Origin of the sequence: Novosphingobium sp. SG919, assembly GCF_012932495.1 — a bacterium.
GTDB classification, from domain to species: Bacteria; Pseudomonadota; Alphaproteobacteria; order Sphingomonadales; family Sphingomonadaceae; genus Novosphingobium; species Novosphingobium rhizosphaerae.
The window spans coordinates 692948-707653 of sequence record NZ_JABCNG010000002.1 but is presented as its reverse complement, the minus strand read 5'-3'; the positions used below and the strand labels follow the sequence as shown (position 1 = coordinate 707653).

General features: G+C 66.9%; 8 protein-coding genes. 1 reads left to right on the top strand and 7 read right to left on the bottom strand.

What is annotated here, in order from left to right; genetic code table 11:
• Positions 1-63: 63 nt before the first annotated feature.
• The gene (locus FHT19_RS12945; RefSeq protein WP_248290446.1) at positions 64-1356 is read left to right on the top strand and encodes an MFS transporter; all 1293 of its coding nucleotides are present in this window, start codon (positions 64-66) and stop codon (positions 1354-1356) included.
• A gap of 60 nt (positions 1357-1416) precedes the next feature.
• Here the strand turns inward: FHT19_RS12945 and rutA are convergent, their stop codons facing one another.
• The 7 genes from rutA to FHT19_RS12910 form a co-directional block, all read right to left on the bottom strand.
• Entirely contained in the window at positions 1417-2496 is a 1080-nt protein-coding gene (gene rutA / locus FHT19_RS12940) for a pyrimidine utilization protein A (RefSeq protein ID WP_169475437.1), read from the bottom strand.
• Between the two features lie 26 nt (positions 2497-2522).
• Positions 2523-3938, bottom strand: a complete 1416-nt coding sequence (locus tag FHT19_RS12935; RefSeq protein WP_169475436.1) for an amidase — start codon at positions 3936-3938, stop codon at positions 2523-2525.
• 142 nt (positions 3939-4080) lie between these two features.
• Positions 4081-6228: a TonB-dependent receptor gene (locus FHT19_RS12930; protein ID WP_168557137.1), complete on the bottom strand. Its 2148-nt coding sequence runs from the start codon at positions 6226-6228 to the stop codon at positions 4081-4083.
• A gap of 434 nt (positions 6229-6662) precedes the next feature.
• Complete coding sequence (locus FHT19_RS12925; protein ID WP_169475435.1) at positions 6663-9758, bottom strand: efflux RND transporter permease subunit; 3096 nt, start codon at positions 9756-9758, stop codon at positions 6663-6665.
• On the bottom strand, positions 9758-10759 hold the full coding sequence (locus FHT19_RS12920) for a hypothetical protein (RefSeq protein ID WP_248290445.1): 1002 nt from the start codon (positions 10757-10759) through the stop codon (positions 9758-9760). Before FHT19_RS12920 ends, FHT19_RS12925 begins: the two co-directional genes overlap by 1 nt.
• Complete coding sequence (locus FHT19_RS12915) at positions 10750-12108, bottom strand: TolC family protein (RefSeq protein WP_248290444.1); 1359 nt, start codon at positions 12106-12108, stop codon at positions 10750-10752. The genes FHT19_RS12920 and FHT19_RS12915 overlap by 10 nt, the downstream gene beginning before the upstream one ends.
• 200 nt (positions 12109-12308) lie before the next feature.
• A complete protein-coding gene (locus FHT19_RS12910) occupies positions 12309-14684 on the bottom strand; it encodes a TonB-dependent receptor (protein ID WP_169475433.1) in 2376 nt (791 codons plus the stop codon).
• Between the last annotated feature and the right edge of the window lie 22 nt (positions 14685-14706).

The window sequence follows — 14706 nt, the reverse complement described above, 5'->3', positions numbered from 1 at the left end:
GGATAGCGGCACTGGTGTGACTTGCCGCTTGGCAAATGTAAAGCATTACATTATGGCGCCGGCATGATCGACCCGCATCCGCCGGCTGCCAGCTTGCCGCCACCCAAGCCCATGCTGTCCCCCGCTTCCGCCCCCGGCCGCAGCGCGCCGGCCAAGGGCCTGGCCAGCGCACTGGCGACGACCACGACGATCCAGATCCTCTCTACGGCCACCGCCCTGGTGCTGACCGGGATCGCGCCCCTGGTGGCGCGCGATTTCGGCCTGGCGCCGCACTGGGTCGGGTACCAGATCAGCGTGATCTATGCCTCGGGCATGATCGCATCGGCCATGGCCGGGGCCATGATCGTGCGGTTTGGCCCGGTTCGGATCGAGCAACTCGCGCTGTTGTGCTATGCCCTGGCGCTGTTGCTGCTGACCACCGGCAACGCCTGGATTGCCGGCCTGGCTTCGCTGGTGATCGGCGTGGGCTATGGTGTGCAGAATCCCGCATCGGCCCAGATCCTGGGCAAAGTGACGCCGCCGGCACGCCGCGCGCTGATCTTTTCGATCAAGCAGGCCGGCGTGCCGCTGGGCGGGGTGATTGCCAGCCTGGCCTATCCGGCCCTGGCGCCGGTCATCGGCTGGCGGCTGGCGCTGGCGCTGACTGCGGTGCCCTGCCTGGCGATGATCGCCGTGTTGGCCAGCGATGGTGACGGCCCGCGCGGGCCGGCCAGCCGCGCTGGCGGCAGCATGGTTGGGCGCTTGGCCGGCAGTTTCCTCTACGAACAGCGCCTTGTCTGGGGGCATGCTTCGCTACGCGTGCTGGCGCTGCTCGGCATGCTCTATTCCTCTCTGCAGTTGTCGTTGTCGGCGTTCACCGTCTCGATGCTCGTCGATCATGGCTGGCCACTGGTGGCGGCCGGCGTGGTGGCCGGCGTAGTCCAGGCGTGCGGCGCGGTCGGTCGCATCTCGTGGGGGCTGGTTGGCGACCGCATCGGCGGCTTTCGCGTGCTCTGCGCCATCGGCCTGATCGCCATGGCCTGCATGGTGGCGTTGTGGCGGCTCGATGCCATGCCTGCTGCGGTGCAGATCGCTGTGCTGGGCCTGTTCGGCTTTTGCATGAGCGGGTGGAACGGCGTGCTGATGGCCGAATGCACCCGCCACTGCCAACCCCATGATGCGGGCCGGGTGATCGGCGGGGCGCTGGTCTATACGTTCCTGGGCGTGATGATCGGCCCTGCCGTGGCTGCCCTGGTCTATGAGGCCTGCGGCGATTACGGCACCACGTTCCTGTTGATGAGCTGGGTGGCGGGGCTTGGCGCGGTCATGGCCGGTTGGATGGCCTGGTCTGACCGCGCCGCCGCTATCAAGACGTAGATTATCGTGCAGGGCACGTGGCTTGAAAGGCGATCTTCAAGCCACGTGCCAGGTATCGTTTTACGCGTCGACCAACCGGTCGGCGCGGCATGCCATCTGCGGCTGGATCTTCTGGCCAAAGGCTTCGATCCCGCTTTCGAAATCATCGAACGTCAGCATGATGCCCTTGGTGCCGGGGATGGCGGCAGCTTCGTCCAGCATCCGCGCGACATTGGCGTAAGAGCCGATGAACGTGCCGATGTTGAAGTTCACCGCCCCCTCGGGCAGGTTGATGTGGCGTGCCGTGCTGTCGCTGCCGGCGGTGGTGTCGGCCTGGCCCTGGTCATACATCCAGGCCAGCGCATCGACATCGGCCCCGGCGCGGTAATGCTCCCAGCGGGCAAAGGCCGCTTCGTCGGTTTCGTCGGCAATGACCATGCACAGGATATAGGCGCCCACATCGCGCCCGGTCTTCTGCGCGGCCTGCATCAGGCGTTCCACCTGCCCGGCGTGCTGCGTCGGCTGGTTGATGCCGCCGGCGGTAACGAAGTTGTAGTCCCCGTAGTTGGACACGAATTCCATGCCCCGATCGGATTGCCCGGCACCCACGATCGGGATCGCGGTCGAAGGCTTTGGCCCCAGGCGGCAATCGTCCATCTGGAAGTGCTTGCCCTTGAAACCCGATTGGCCCTGGCCCCACAGGTCTTTCATCACCTGCACGTATTCGCTGGCATAGTCATAGCGATAGCCGAAATAGGCGTCACCCGGCCACAGGCCCATCTGGTCATATTCACCCTTGGCCCAGCCGGTGACGATGTTGACGCCAAAGCGGCCTGGCGCCACCGAATCCGCCGTCACCGCCATGCGCGCCACCAGCGCGGGCGGCAGTGTGAGAATGGCGGTGGAGGCAAACAGCTTGATCTTGCTGGTCACCGCCGCCAGCGCGCTCATCAAGGTAAAGCTTTCCAGGTTGTGGTCCCAGAACTGCGTCTTTCCGCCAAAGCCACGCAGCTTGATCATCGAAAGGGCAAAGTCGAAGCCATAGCCTTCGGCCGCGAGCACCAGTTTCTTGTTCAATTCAAAGCTCGGCATGTATTGCGGGCTATTGGCGGAAATCAGCCAGCCGTTGTTGCCGATGGGAATAAAGAGACCGATATCCATGGACGTGCTCCTGAAAGATGGACGGTTTAGGCAAAGGGAGAGAGATCGGGGCGTCGCGCCAGGAAGCCGGTTGCGCGCTCGTGCGCATCGCCCGCGCGCAGCAAGGTGGCTTCGGCCAGGGGCGCACCGATCAGTTGCAGCGCCAGGGGCAGGCCACGCGCATCGAACCCCATCGGCGTGGCCAGCGCGGGAAAGCCGAGCATGGAAATCGGCCGGGTCAGGGCGGATATTTCGGCAATCATCGCCTGCATGGCGGGCCCGGCGGCTGCCTCGACCGTCGCGGCCAGCGGCACCGGCTTGCGCATCAGCGGCGTGAGCAGGAGATCGGCCTCGGCCAACGGTCCGCCCAGCATGGCCGCCCGCGCCGCATCGCGTGCCAGCAGCGCGGCAGCATAAGTGTCGGCATCGACGCGGGCTCCATCCAGCAACCGGTTGCGCACTTGCTCGCCATAATCGTCGGGCCGCGCGGCCAGCGTACGCTGGTGGACGCGCGCGGCCTCCGGTGCCCAGATTTCGGCGGCGATGCGCGCATGATCGGCCTGGTCGGGCATGGTGACGGTGCGTACACGCGCCCCCGCGCTTGCCAGCACCCCGGCGGCAGCATCGAGCGCCGCGGCCACTTGCGGGGCAAGGTCTTGCAGGAAATGGCGATCGGGCAGCCCGATGGTGAGGCCACTGAGATCGTTCGTGCCGCAGCCCAGCGCGGCTTCGTAATCTGTGCCGTTGGCGGCCAGCACGGTGAGCAATCGTGCCAGCGCGCGGCTGGACGTGGCGATCGGCCCGGCGGTGTCGAGCGTGTGCGACAGCGGCATCATGCCGGCGGCGGGCAACAGGCCGTTGGTCGGCTTGAGCCCCGCCACCCCGCAAATGCCGGCAGGCAGGCGGATCGATCCACCGGTGTCCGATCCCAGGGCGCCCGTCACGATGCGTGCGCCCACCGCCGCGCCCGAACCCGACGACGATCCGCCCGAAATCGCCGGACCATGCCACGGGTTGCCACACCGCCCGAGGTGCGCGTTGTGCCCGGTGGGCCCCAACGCGAATTCGGCCATGTGCAGCCGGCCGATGGTGATGGCGCCGGCCTTTTCCAGTCGCGCCACCAGCGGGCTGGTGTGGTCGGGCCGGTGGCCGCGCCAGATGCGCGATCCCGCCTCGGTCAGGGCGCCGGCACGATAAAACATGTCCTTGTGGGCCAGGGGCAGGCCATGCAGCGGCCCGCGCACATGGCCTTGGGCGTGTTCGCGGTCGCAGGCATGGGCTTGCGCCAGCGCGCCGGCTTCATCGAGCTCGACCACGGCATTGAGGCCCGGCACGGCCCGTGCCCGGGCGAGTGCGGCTTCCACGGCATCGACGGCGCGCACCCGGCCGGCCACCAATGCCTCGCTCAACGCGACGAGATCGTCGGCGATCGCGCGGTCCCCGCAAAGCACTTCACCAGTCATGCCACACTCCGCCAGCAATGCGCCCGGCGCGCACGGTGTCGCGCCCCGTGCGCGCGATGGCGTCGCCAGGTGCAACCGGGTGTGTGCGGGCAGGCAAGGCGCGCGGGCCAGGCCAAAGGCGGCCTGCCCCGCGCGCAAGGGATCAGAACTTGTAGGCGATCCGCGCGCCGTAAGTGCGCGGCGCGGCGAACTGGACCAGATAGCCCCCGGCATAGCTGGCTTCGCCAACCGATGTCAGGATCGTGTTGTTCTCGATGTTCCGCACATAAGCGGTGATCGTGTAGGGGCCGTTGTCCGGCGTCCAGGTCAGTTGCGCGTCGGTCTTGAAATAGGGGTCCTGGCGCTCGGCCGCGGTGTTGTAGACCGTGAAATAGGTGCGCGTGACATAGCGCGTCTGCACACGCGGGGTCAGCGTGCCGCCCGGCAGGTGGATGTCCTGCTGGATGCCGCCGGCCAGTGTCCACTTCGGCGCCTGGGGCAGCGTATTGCCGGCCAGATCGTTGGCCGCCGGACAGGGATCGGTGGTGATCGTGCAGAAATCGACATAGCGGGCATGCAGATAGGCCGCGTTCAGATCGATCTTGGTGCCGGGCGTGGCCAGCCAGACCACTTCCGCTTCCCCGCCATAGACATGCGCCTTGCCGGCGTTGAGCGTATAGACCAAGGCCGTATCGGGGTCTTCCACCTGGGCCTGAAGCCCCGAATAATCATAGTAGAAGCCGGTCAGGTTGACCTGCAGGGCATTGCCCAGGAAGCGGTTCTTGCTGCCCACTTCATAAGCGATGATCTTTTCCGGGCCAAAGGAATTGGTGGTGGTATAGCCGCCGGCCTTATAACCCTTGTCGACCTTGGCATAGAGCAGGTGGCCGGGGCTGATCTTGTAATTCAGGCCGAAATGCCAGGTCACCTGGTTGCCCGAATAGACGTTGTCGAGATCGGAATAGGTCCCGGCGATGATGTTGTAGCCGCGCTGGTACTTGTCATCCTGGGTATAGCGGATGCCGGCCTCGGCCTTGAGACTATCCGTCAGGTCATAGCCGACCTGGGCAAAGGCAGCCTTGGACCGCGAACCGACGTTGTAATCGAACGTGTAGAAGTTGAACGGATCGGGGCTCAACCCGTGGACCTGGAAATAGGTGTTGAGCGCGTCGGTTTCCTTGAACGCATAGGCACCCAGTTGCCAGGTCAGGCCGTGGGCGTTGTTGGAACTCAGGCGCAGTTCGTAGTTCTGGTCCTTGACGTTCTCGTTCTGCTGGAAGCCATAGTTGTAGCTGGTGCCGCCATCCTGGTCGTTGTCGCGATGCAGGACCGACTGCTGATAGCCGCCAAAGAAGCTGAGCGTGGCAAAATCGAGGTCATAGGAAATCGCCGTGCGCACGGCCTTGGCGGTGATATCGGTATAGCCCTGGTGGTTGACGTTCCAGGTCTTGGCCGATCCGATCGTCAACGTGCCGTCGCTGTTGAGGCCGGAATAGGGCACGCCCTTGATCACGGCGCCTACGCCGCCGACGTCCACATACTCGCCGGTGACCAGGATCGACAGGCGCGGCGTGGGCTTCCACAGCACGTGCAGGCGCGCGCCGCTGGTATCGTTGTCGTCGCCGCCGCGATAGCCGGGATTGGTGCGATAGCCGTCACGGGTCTGCCGGGTGCCGGCCACGCGCACGCTCAGCGTGTCGGTCAGCGGCACGGTCATGCCCGCTTCCAGGTTGAGCGTGCCGTAATTGCCGATTTCGCCTGCCGCGTTGAGGCTGAATTTGTCGCCGGGCTTGACCGACTGGATGTTGACCGCGCCGGCCGTGGCGTTGCGACCGTAGAGCGTGCCCTGCGGGCCGCGCAGCACTTCCACGCGCTCCACGTCGAACAACGCGGCGTTGAGCGCAAAGGCGCGCTGGAGGTAGAAGTTGTCGATGCTGACGGCAACGGCCGGATCGCCCGTTTCCGAATAGTCGCGGCTCGAAACCCCGCGAATGGTGATCATGGTGTTGGCGTTGTTCTGGGCGATATTGACGGTGGGCGCCACGTTGGCGAGGCCGTTGACATCGCTGACCCCGTTCCTGGCAAGATCCGCGCCGGTAGCCACCGTCATGGCGATCGGCGTGTTCTGCGCCACGGAGGGGCGCTTTTCGGCAGTGACGACGATTTCGCCCAGTCCGGCCGCGCCGGGCGCCGGGGCTTGCGCATCGGCCGCAGCGACGGCAGGCGGCGCGGTGTCCTGTGCGAAAGCGGTTTGCGCCGCCAGGCCAAGTGCCAGCGTGCTGACGGTGAAGAGCGCGCGAGTATGCAACATCTAACCCCCCTTATGGTCGGGCCCTGACCCGAAATGCGTTTCGTTTTCACTAGAATGTCTGATTCGCGCGCGATTGCAAGCGGTGTTCAAGTGCAGTGACTGGAGGTAATATATAAAGCATTGAATCATATATGTAATAATGCTGACAAAAAATGAGCATCGTTTTCATTGGCGTGACATGGCCCACGCGCGCGAGCGCCGGCTGTGCAGCAAAAGCACGCCAATTCAACGATTTGTGCAGGTGAAGTAAGAATGGCCCGGCGAGCGCCGCGCCGGATGCCGATTCTCGCCCATACCATAGACGCGGAGGGTGTTTCGTGGCCCGCATACCAGGCCGCGCCGCTGGCAAGCCTGCGACGAGAGGTGCCAGATTATCGACAATTTATGTAATCGTTACCATCGCGGTGGTAGCGAGATTGGCGGCCGCCAGTACGCTATGCTGCTGTCTTGCGCCCGGCAAAGCGCCAACGCCAGATCAGTGCCGGCAGCAACAGCAGGGTCAAGAGCAGGGACGAGGCCAGCCCGCCCAGGATGACAACCGCCATCGGCCCCTGGATTTCGCGCCCTGACTGCCCGGTTTCGATCGCTACCGGCAAAAGCGCGAAGGCGGTGACCAGCGCGGTCAGCAGGATCGGCGTCACGCGTTCCCGCGTGGCTTCGAGCAGGGTTTCCAGCGTCCAGGGCCGCCCTTCCTCCAGCACCCGTTGATCGACATGGGCGACCAGCAGGATCGCGTTGCGCGCGGAAATGCCGAACAGCGCGATGAACCCGACGAGCGCGCCCAGCGAAACCACGCCGCCGGTCAATGCCACGGCCAGGACCCCGCCTGCCATGGCCGGCGGCATGCCCGCCAGGATCAGCAAGGCAGGGCGCACCCCGCCAAAGGCCAGGACCAACAGCGCCACCATGGCAACGCCCGCGAGCACGACATGGGCGAGCAACTGGCGTTGCGCGGCGGCTGCGCCTTCGGCCGTGCCTGCCCATGACAGGAAAACGCCCGGCGGCAGGTGCACGTCCTGGCCGATGCGCGCTTGGGCATCGTGCACCACATCGGCCACGGCGTGGCCGGGCACCACATTGGCAGTCACGATCTGCCGGCGCAGCCCGCCTTCATGCGCGATCAGCGCGCGCGCTTCGCCTGGAGAGATCGTGGCGATATCGGCCAAGCGCACCGCCCCGCCCGCTGCGCCACCGGCCGAGGCGCGCACCAGGGTATCGCCCAGCGCCTCGGGATCGCGGCGCAGTTCGGGCGGCAAAGTCACCGCCACGTCGATCGCACGATCGGCCAGGACCACCTGCCCCACCGTCTGCCCGGCAAAGGTGGCGCGGATGGCATCCCCGGCATCGGCCGCGGTCACGCCGTGCAGCGCCATGCGCGCGGGATCGAGCGTAACGCCCAGCATCGGCGTGCCCGGCGCGGCTTTCATCGTCACGTCGGTGGCGCCCGGCGTTGCCCGCAGCGCCGCCGCAATGGCCAGGCCGGTGCGATCGAGCGTGTCGAGATCGGCGCCTTGCACGCTCACCGCAATCGCGGCGGTTTCGCCCGACAGGCTCTCGCTGATGCGGTCGCCCAGGAATGTGGTCACTTCCCCCTGCAAGGCCGGTGTTGCCGCCAATGCGCTGCGGATTTCCGCCAGCGCCGCATCCTCGCCGCGGCCGCCCACCGATTTGAGGCGCAAGTGAAACTCGCCCTGGCTCGGCGGCCAGGTGTCTTCGCCTGCCTCCGCCCGGCCCATCTGCTCTTCCACGCTCAAGACTTCGGGAATGGCCATGAGCCGGCGCGACAGTTGCATGCCCGACGCGCGCATCCATTCGAGCGAGGCACCCGGCGGCCCGGATACTTGCAGCACGTAATGCCGCTCGCGAAAGGTGGGCAGCAGTTCGCTGCCGAACGACAGGGTGCCGGCCAGCGCCAGCGCGCCGAGCACGCCGATGGCCCCGGCCGCCAGGCCCGGCCGCGCGCACAGCCGCCGCATCAATCCGGCATGCCAATCCTTGAAGCGTTCCAGCAGGGCCGGCTCTTCCACCGGCGTGCGCCCCCGCAACAGCATCAGCGCCAGGGCCGGTGTCACCGACAACGCTACTACCAGCGAGGCGAGCGTTGCCAGCAGGAACGAAAGGCCGAGCGGGGCAAAGAACGCGCCCTGCAGCCCGGTGAGCAGGATCACCGGCAGCATCGTCAGCGCCAGCACGAACGTGGCGTGGACCACCGGGGCGCGCACTTCGATCGAGGCGGCGGCGATGATCGCGCGGCGATCGGCTTCGTTCGTCACCCCGCGCAGGCGGCGCACGATGTTCTCGATATCGACGATCGCATCGTCGATCACCACGCCCAACGCCACGGCAAGGCCACCCAGTGTCATCGTGTTGATCGTCTGCCCGGTGCGATCCAGCACGATCAGTGCCGCCAACAGCGACAACGGGATCGACACGAAGGCAATGCCCACCACGCGCAGATCGCGCAGGAACACCAGCAGCACCACCAGCACCATGACCGCGCCGATCGCCAGGTCGCGGCCGATGCCGGTCAACGCCACTTCCACGAAATTGGCCGGGCGGTGCAGCGCGGGGTAGAGCGTCACCCCTTGGGCGCGCAGCGCCGGGGCGAGGTCATCGAGCGTGCGTTCCAGTGCGCGCGTGGTGTCGAGCGTGTTGGCGCCGTACTGGCTCGACAGCGTCATCAGCACGCCGGGCTTGCCCATGATCAGCGCATCGCCCACCGGCGGCGCGGCGCCATCGGCCACTTGCGCCACGTCGCCAATGCGCACCGTGCCGCCCGGCCCGGTGGCCAGCACGGCAGCCGCGATCTGTGCGGCACTGGTGGCGCTGGGGCCAGGATCGACCAGGATGCGCTGGTTGGGCGTATCGGCAAAGCCGCCGCCATTGACATTGACCGCTGCGCTCACCGCCTGGCCCAGATCGGCAAACGTCAATCCGCGCGCCAGCAGGCGGGCAGGATCGGCGCGCACTTCGATCCGGCGCTGCTCTCCGCCAAACACATTGGCGCGCGCCACGCCCGGCACCGACAGGAGCCGCGGGCGGATCGTCCATTCGGCCAGATCGCGCAACTGCATCGGGGAAAGCCGCGTGGACATCAGCCCGATCTTGAGCAGGTCCATGGTCGAAGATACCAACGGCGTCAGGCGTGGGGTATCGACGCCAGGGGGCAGGCGCGGAATGGCATCGGCCAGCGCTTCGGACACCTGCTGGCGCGCGCGATAGGCATCGTTGCCCTCGCGGAACGTGATGTCGATCACCGACAGGCCCTGGATCGATTGCGAGCGCACCGTTTCCACGCCATTGGCACCGTTGATCACCGCCTCCAGCGGGCGGGTGACGAGCATTTCCACCTGTTGCGGGGAAAGGCCCGGTGCCTCGGTCTGCACGCTGGCCTGTGGCGGCACGAATTCGGGAAACACGTCATAGGCCGTGGTGCGCAGGGTCTGCACGCCCAGGGCCAGCAGCACCACCGCGCCCAGCAGCACGAGCCAGGGGTGGCGCAACGACTGCCGGACCAGCGCGGACAGCATTACTCGTCCCCGGTGGCTGGCGCGGGGGCGGCATGGTCAAGGCCCAGCAGCGTGCCCGCGCCGGAAACCACCACGCGATCGCCCGGCTCCAGCTTGCCCGATGGCACGAACCAGCCCTGCGGCCCGGCTTTGCCATCCTCCAACGGCACGCGTTCAAAACGGTTTTGCGCGCCTGCCCGCCACACGAAAAGCCCGGCATCGGCGCGCACGATGGCGCTGCGCGGCACCATGACGCCGGCGCGCACCGGCCCGGCCTGCGCGGTGCTGGCGGCCAGGATGCGCCCGACACCCACCCGCGCGGCCTGCGGCCCGGTCAGCAGCGCCAGCGCGCCGCCACTTTGCAACTGCGTGTCGCCCGCCGCCGCCGGCCCCAGTACGCGCACTTGCGCGCTACCGGGCGCGAGGTCCACTTGCACGGCAGCGCCGGCCTGTGGCGCGCCGCCCGGAAAGTCGAGCCGCAGGATCGCCACTTGTCCCGCCGCCGCGCGCCGGGCCAGGCTTTCTACCGCGGCGCAGCCCAGTTGCGCCAATCCCGCGCCAAATTCGAAGGTCACGCGCTGGCAGGCCAGATCGCGCCGGGCGGCATCGGCGCGTGCCTGGGCCCGCGCGCTTTCCACTTCGCGTTGCGCGGCGCCTGCATCTGCCCCGGCCAGCGCGGCCAGGCGCGCGGCTTCGCTGGCCGAAGCATCGGCCGCAGCGCGCGCACTTTCGATTTCCGCGCCGATCGCCGCCAGCGGCCCGGCATCGAGCGCGCGGGCATAGCCGGTTTCCCCTTGCGCTTGGGCAGCGGCCACAAGTTGCGCCGTGGCGATCCCGGCGCGCGTTTGGGTGGCGGGATCGACCAGCAAGCCAGTCGCGTCGCTGGTCGCGGGCGTGGCTTGCGCCGCGGCTTCATCGGCATCGGGCGTGGCATGGCCGGCCAGGCCAGCGTGAACCAACGCGCCCACGGCGCCCCCCGCCAGCAACAGCGCAGCACACGCGGTCCAGCGGCCTAGAGCCATGGTTGCACCAATGCAGGGTCGATCACGGTTTCGGGTCCATCCAACGGGCGCCGCAGCGCATCTTCCAGGGCGAGATCGGCGCTGCGCACGCGCACCAGGGCGTCCACTTGCGCCAGTTGCGCTTCGGCAGCGGCGATCTGGGCGGCCGCCCAATCGGCCATGCCGATCGCGCCTTGCTTCAACTGTAAATCGGCCTTGGTCGCTGCACGCGTGGTGGCGGGCAGTTCCTCGGCCCTCACCCGGGCCAGCGCGGCCAGGGCCGCAGCGCGCTCGGTCTGGGCGGCCTCGATCGCGGCTTGCGCGTTGGCCAGTGCCGATTCCAGCGTGGCGCCCGCTTGCGCGCGGTGCGTTTCTGCCGCGGCGATCCCGGCGCGGTTGCCATCCCAGGCCGGCAACGAAAGGTTGAGCGCAAAGGGTAGCTTCACCAAGCCGCGCTCCCAGGTATAACCCGGCCCCAGGCTCAAGGCCGGCATGCGCTGTGCCACCTGGGCGCGCAGATCGGCTTCGGCCTGGTCATAGGCGGCCAGCGCGCGCAACACATCGGCGCGCGCGGCAATCGATCGCGCCCGCTCGCCCGCCAGCAGATCGGGCACAGCGGCCATGGGGCTGGCGAAATCGGGCCAGATCAGCGCCTGGCCGGCCAGCGCCTGCACCGGCACGCCCAAGATGCCCGCCACCGCCGCGCGTCCACCTTGCGCGCGCGCCTGGGCATCGGCAAGGGCGCGGGCGGCAGCGGCGCGCGCGGCCCGATAGGGATAGAGATCGAGCGAGGCGATTTCCCCTTGCCGCGCCCGGTTTTCCAGAACGGCGAATTGCCGGTCGCGCAGGGCCACGATGATGGTGCCCAGGCGCGCCTGTTCGGCCCCGGCCATGGCATCGATCAGTCCGCGATGCAGCGCCACGCGTTCGGCCCACACGGTTTCGGCCAGGTCCTGCCGCGCCATCAATATCGCGAGGTCCGCCTTGGCCAGTCGCGCCCCTTTCCGACCGCCGAAATCGAGTGGCAGATTGGCACCTGCGCCCAGCAACCAGGGCGAAGAGGTGGACGGATCGTTGGCATATTCACTCGACAGCGTGAATGTGGGCGCTGCCACCTTGCGCGCGGCACGCGCGTCTGCCTTGGCAGAGGCCACGGCCGCCCGCGCCTGCGCCACGCGCGGGTCTTGTGCCAGGATCGCTGCGAACAGCGACAGACGATCGAGCCCGTCGGACGCCGTCGGTGCGCCGGGCGCAACCGCCACGGCAATGCGCCGCACGGCGGCCAGGTCAAGCGGGGCTGCCACCCGGGCCTGGCTGCGCGCGGGCAGATCGGCCGGTACGGGCGGCACCGGCGCGCAGGCTGTCAGCACACAGGCAGCCTGCGCGCAAAGCCCGCCGGCCATTGCCATCCTGCGCCAGAAAAAGCGGCTCACTGCATTCCCCCCTGCCTTGCGGGGTAACCCGCGCCGGGGCGCAAGGAAAGTGAGCATTGTGCAATGTTGTGTGCAGGGGGCCACCCCGCGATGCGTCCCTTCATCCCTCGAAACGGCCCCCTGCCATGCGCATCGCATCAGAACGTGATGCGTGCGTCAACCATGAAAGAGCGCGGTGCCAGGAATTGGAACTGGTCATCCACGCCATAGGTCTTGCCGTTGGAGATCGACGTGATCGCGCGGCTGTTGAACACGTTGGAGACGGTCGCCCCGATGCGGAAGCGTTCGGCGATCATCTGGCTGATCGCGAATTCGCCCACGCTGTAGGGTGCCATGCGGTAGCTGCGCGGGCCGGTGGCGCCGACCGTGGCATCGGTGGCGTATTGCGGGCCGGTAAACTTCTGGTTGAACGAAACCCGCGTGCCATTGCGGTTGTAGAACGCGCCCACCGCAGCGGTGGAGAACGGTGCGTTGGCAATCTGCGCGCCGGTCGTCACCGAATGGGCATAGTTGTAGGATGCGTTGGCAAACAGCGTCAGCCCCGCAACGGGCATCAGGCTCACTTGCCCTTCCACGCCCTTGTAGCGGACCTGGCCAATGTTGACCAAGGCATTGGCCGGCGCCCCGGTCGACGTGTCGCTGGCGATCTTGTTGTTCACGTCGATGATATAGCCATCGACGTCCACCGACACATGGCTGCCGTGCCACACCGTGCCCACCTGATAGTTGGTGGAGGTCTGCGGTTGCAGCTTTGAGAGGTTCTGCTGCTGCACCGCCTGGTCGTTGGCCGTGCCGCTGCTGGTGTAGAAGCTGGACAGGTCGGGGACGTACATGCCCTGGGCATATTGGCCGTAGAACGCCCAGTTGCTCGTCGCCTGCCAGTTGATCGTGGCAAACGGCAGCGTCTTGCTCCAGGTCGCCTCGGTGTCGATCGGGGTGCGGCTCTTCTGGTTGACCGGGCCACTGATCGCGCGGTTGAAATGCACGTATTTCACGCCCGGCGTAATCGCCAGCGCTTCGATCGGGTGGAACTCGAACTCGGCAAAGAGCTGGTACTGGTTCCACTTCGAATATTGCAGGTAGTTGACGTTGGCGAGCGCCACGCTGGGCAGAGTGGCCGTTGCGGTCACCGGCGCAAACTTTTCGTTGTAGGAAGGCAGCCCGGTGGTGCGGTCCAGATCGAGCCGGGCGCGATCGGTATCGGCATATTCATACCAGCCGCCCACGCGGATCTTGCCGAGCGAGAAATCGTAGTTGAGCTGGCCGATATAGCCCAGCACGCGATACTTGTTGAGCTTGTAGTAGCCCAGCACATCGGCCGGCGCGCTTACCGCCTTGTAGGGCGAAGCCGTCGTGCCCGCGCCGGTAAAGCCGGTCACCACCGTGCCGGTCGTGCCCGAAAGCGTGTTGTTGGTATAGCCGTACATATAGGCGCGGTTGTCCATCGACAGGCCGGGCGCCAGCTTGCTCTGCAGGCGGATATACGAAAAGTCCGTGGTCTTGTCGGTGCGGTTGTACTTCCAGTAGTCCTGCTTGGTCGGATCGCTGCCCAGGCCATAGTTCAGGCCATAGGTACCGATCTGCGAGGCGGCCGTGCAGTTGTCGGCCGTCAGCTGCGTGCCGGCAGCCAGCGCCGTACCGCCGGTGCCGCAAGTGGCGCCCTTCTGCGAATCCGACTGGTAATAGAAGTTGCGGTTCCACGTGCTCAGCAGCGTCAGCGTATGCGCGCTGCCGATGGGGATCACCGCCTTGGCAAACAGGTTCTTGGAATTGACCGGCGAATTGGTCAGCGCCCCGTCGGAGCGCAGGAACTGCCCGGCCAGCACGAACTTGGCGCCGCCCAGCTTGTCGATCTTGCCGCTCTGGAATTCGGCGCGGCCGATGAAGGTGTTCCAGTTGCCCAGAAGCCCCTGGACCTGGCCGCCCATCTCGTCCCTGGCGGCGCGGGAATACATGTTGATGTTGCCGCCATAGGTTGCCTGGCCCAGCTGGCTGGCGTTGCCCGGCCCACGATCGACCACCACCGTCTCGATCGTGGTGGTGGGGAAGAACGCGGTGGAATGGTGCGTGGGGTTGTTGGTGTCGGCAAAGGGGATCGAGTCATAGGTGACGTTGTAATCGCCATCCTGGAAGCCGCGGATCGTGGCCTTGCTTTCGGTAAAGCCGGTGCCGTTGTTGTTGCCCGAAATCGAAACGCTGGGCGTGATCGCGATCAACTGGTTGAAATCGGACGCGGCGTTGGCGTTGTCGATGAATTCGCGGCTCACCGCGGCCTGGGGCTGCGTGGTGGTGAGCGAGGCGGCGATCGGCGCCACTTCGGCGGCGCGGCTGCCAATCACGAGGATGTCGGACGAGGTCAGCGACTGCGCGTCATTGGCCTGGCCGGCCTGGTAGGCGGTGGTCGATTGCGGATCGGCAGAGGCGCTGGCAGCCGCAGCATCGGCGGCATGGGCGGTCGTCGCCAGCAGGCTGGACGCGGCGAGCAACGCGGCGCGGAAGGGTTGCTTGGTCATGATGTTTCCTCTTGGGACGCGG

What these genes read in the sequence shown, in the direction of transcription:
- FHT19_RS12945 (WP_248290446.1), top strand. Translation starts at nt 64, where the DNA reads ATGATCGACCCGCATCCGCCGGCTGCCAGCTTGCCGCCACCCAAGCCC.
- FHT19_RS12930 (WP_168557137.1), bottom strand. Translation starts at nt 6,228, where the DNA reads ATGTTGCATACTCGCGCGCTCTTCACCGTCAGCACGCTGGCACTTGGC.
- rutA (WP_169475437.1), bottom strand. Translation starts at nt 2,496, where the DNA reads ATGGATATCGGTCTCTTTATTCCCATCGGCAACAACGGCTGGCTGATT.
- FHT19_RS12925 (WP_169475435.1), bottom strand. Translation starts at nt 9,758, where the DNA reads ATGCTGTCCGCGCTGGTCCGGCAGTCGTTGCGCCACCCCTGGCTCGTG.
- FHT19_RS12920 (WP_248290445.1), bottom strand. Translation starts at nt 10,759, where the DNA reads ATGGCTCTAGGCCGCTGGACCGCGTGTGCTGCGCTGTTGCTGGCGGGG.
- FHT19_RS12935 (WP_169475436.1), bottom strand. Translation starts at nt 3,938, where the DNA reads ATGACTGGTGAAGTGCTTTGCGGGGACCGCGCGATCGCCGACGATCTC.
- FHT19_RS12910 (WP_169475433.1), bottom strand. Translation starts at nt 14,684, where the DNA reads ATGACCAAGCAACCCTTCCGCGCCGCGTTGCTCGCCGCGTCCAGCCTG.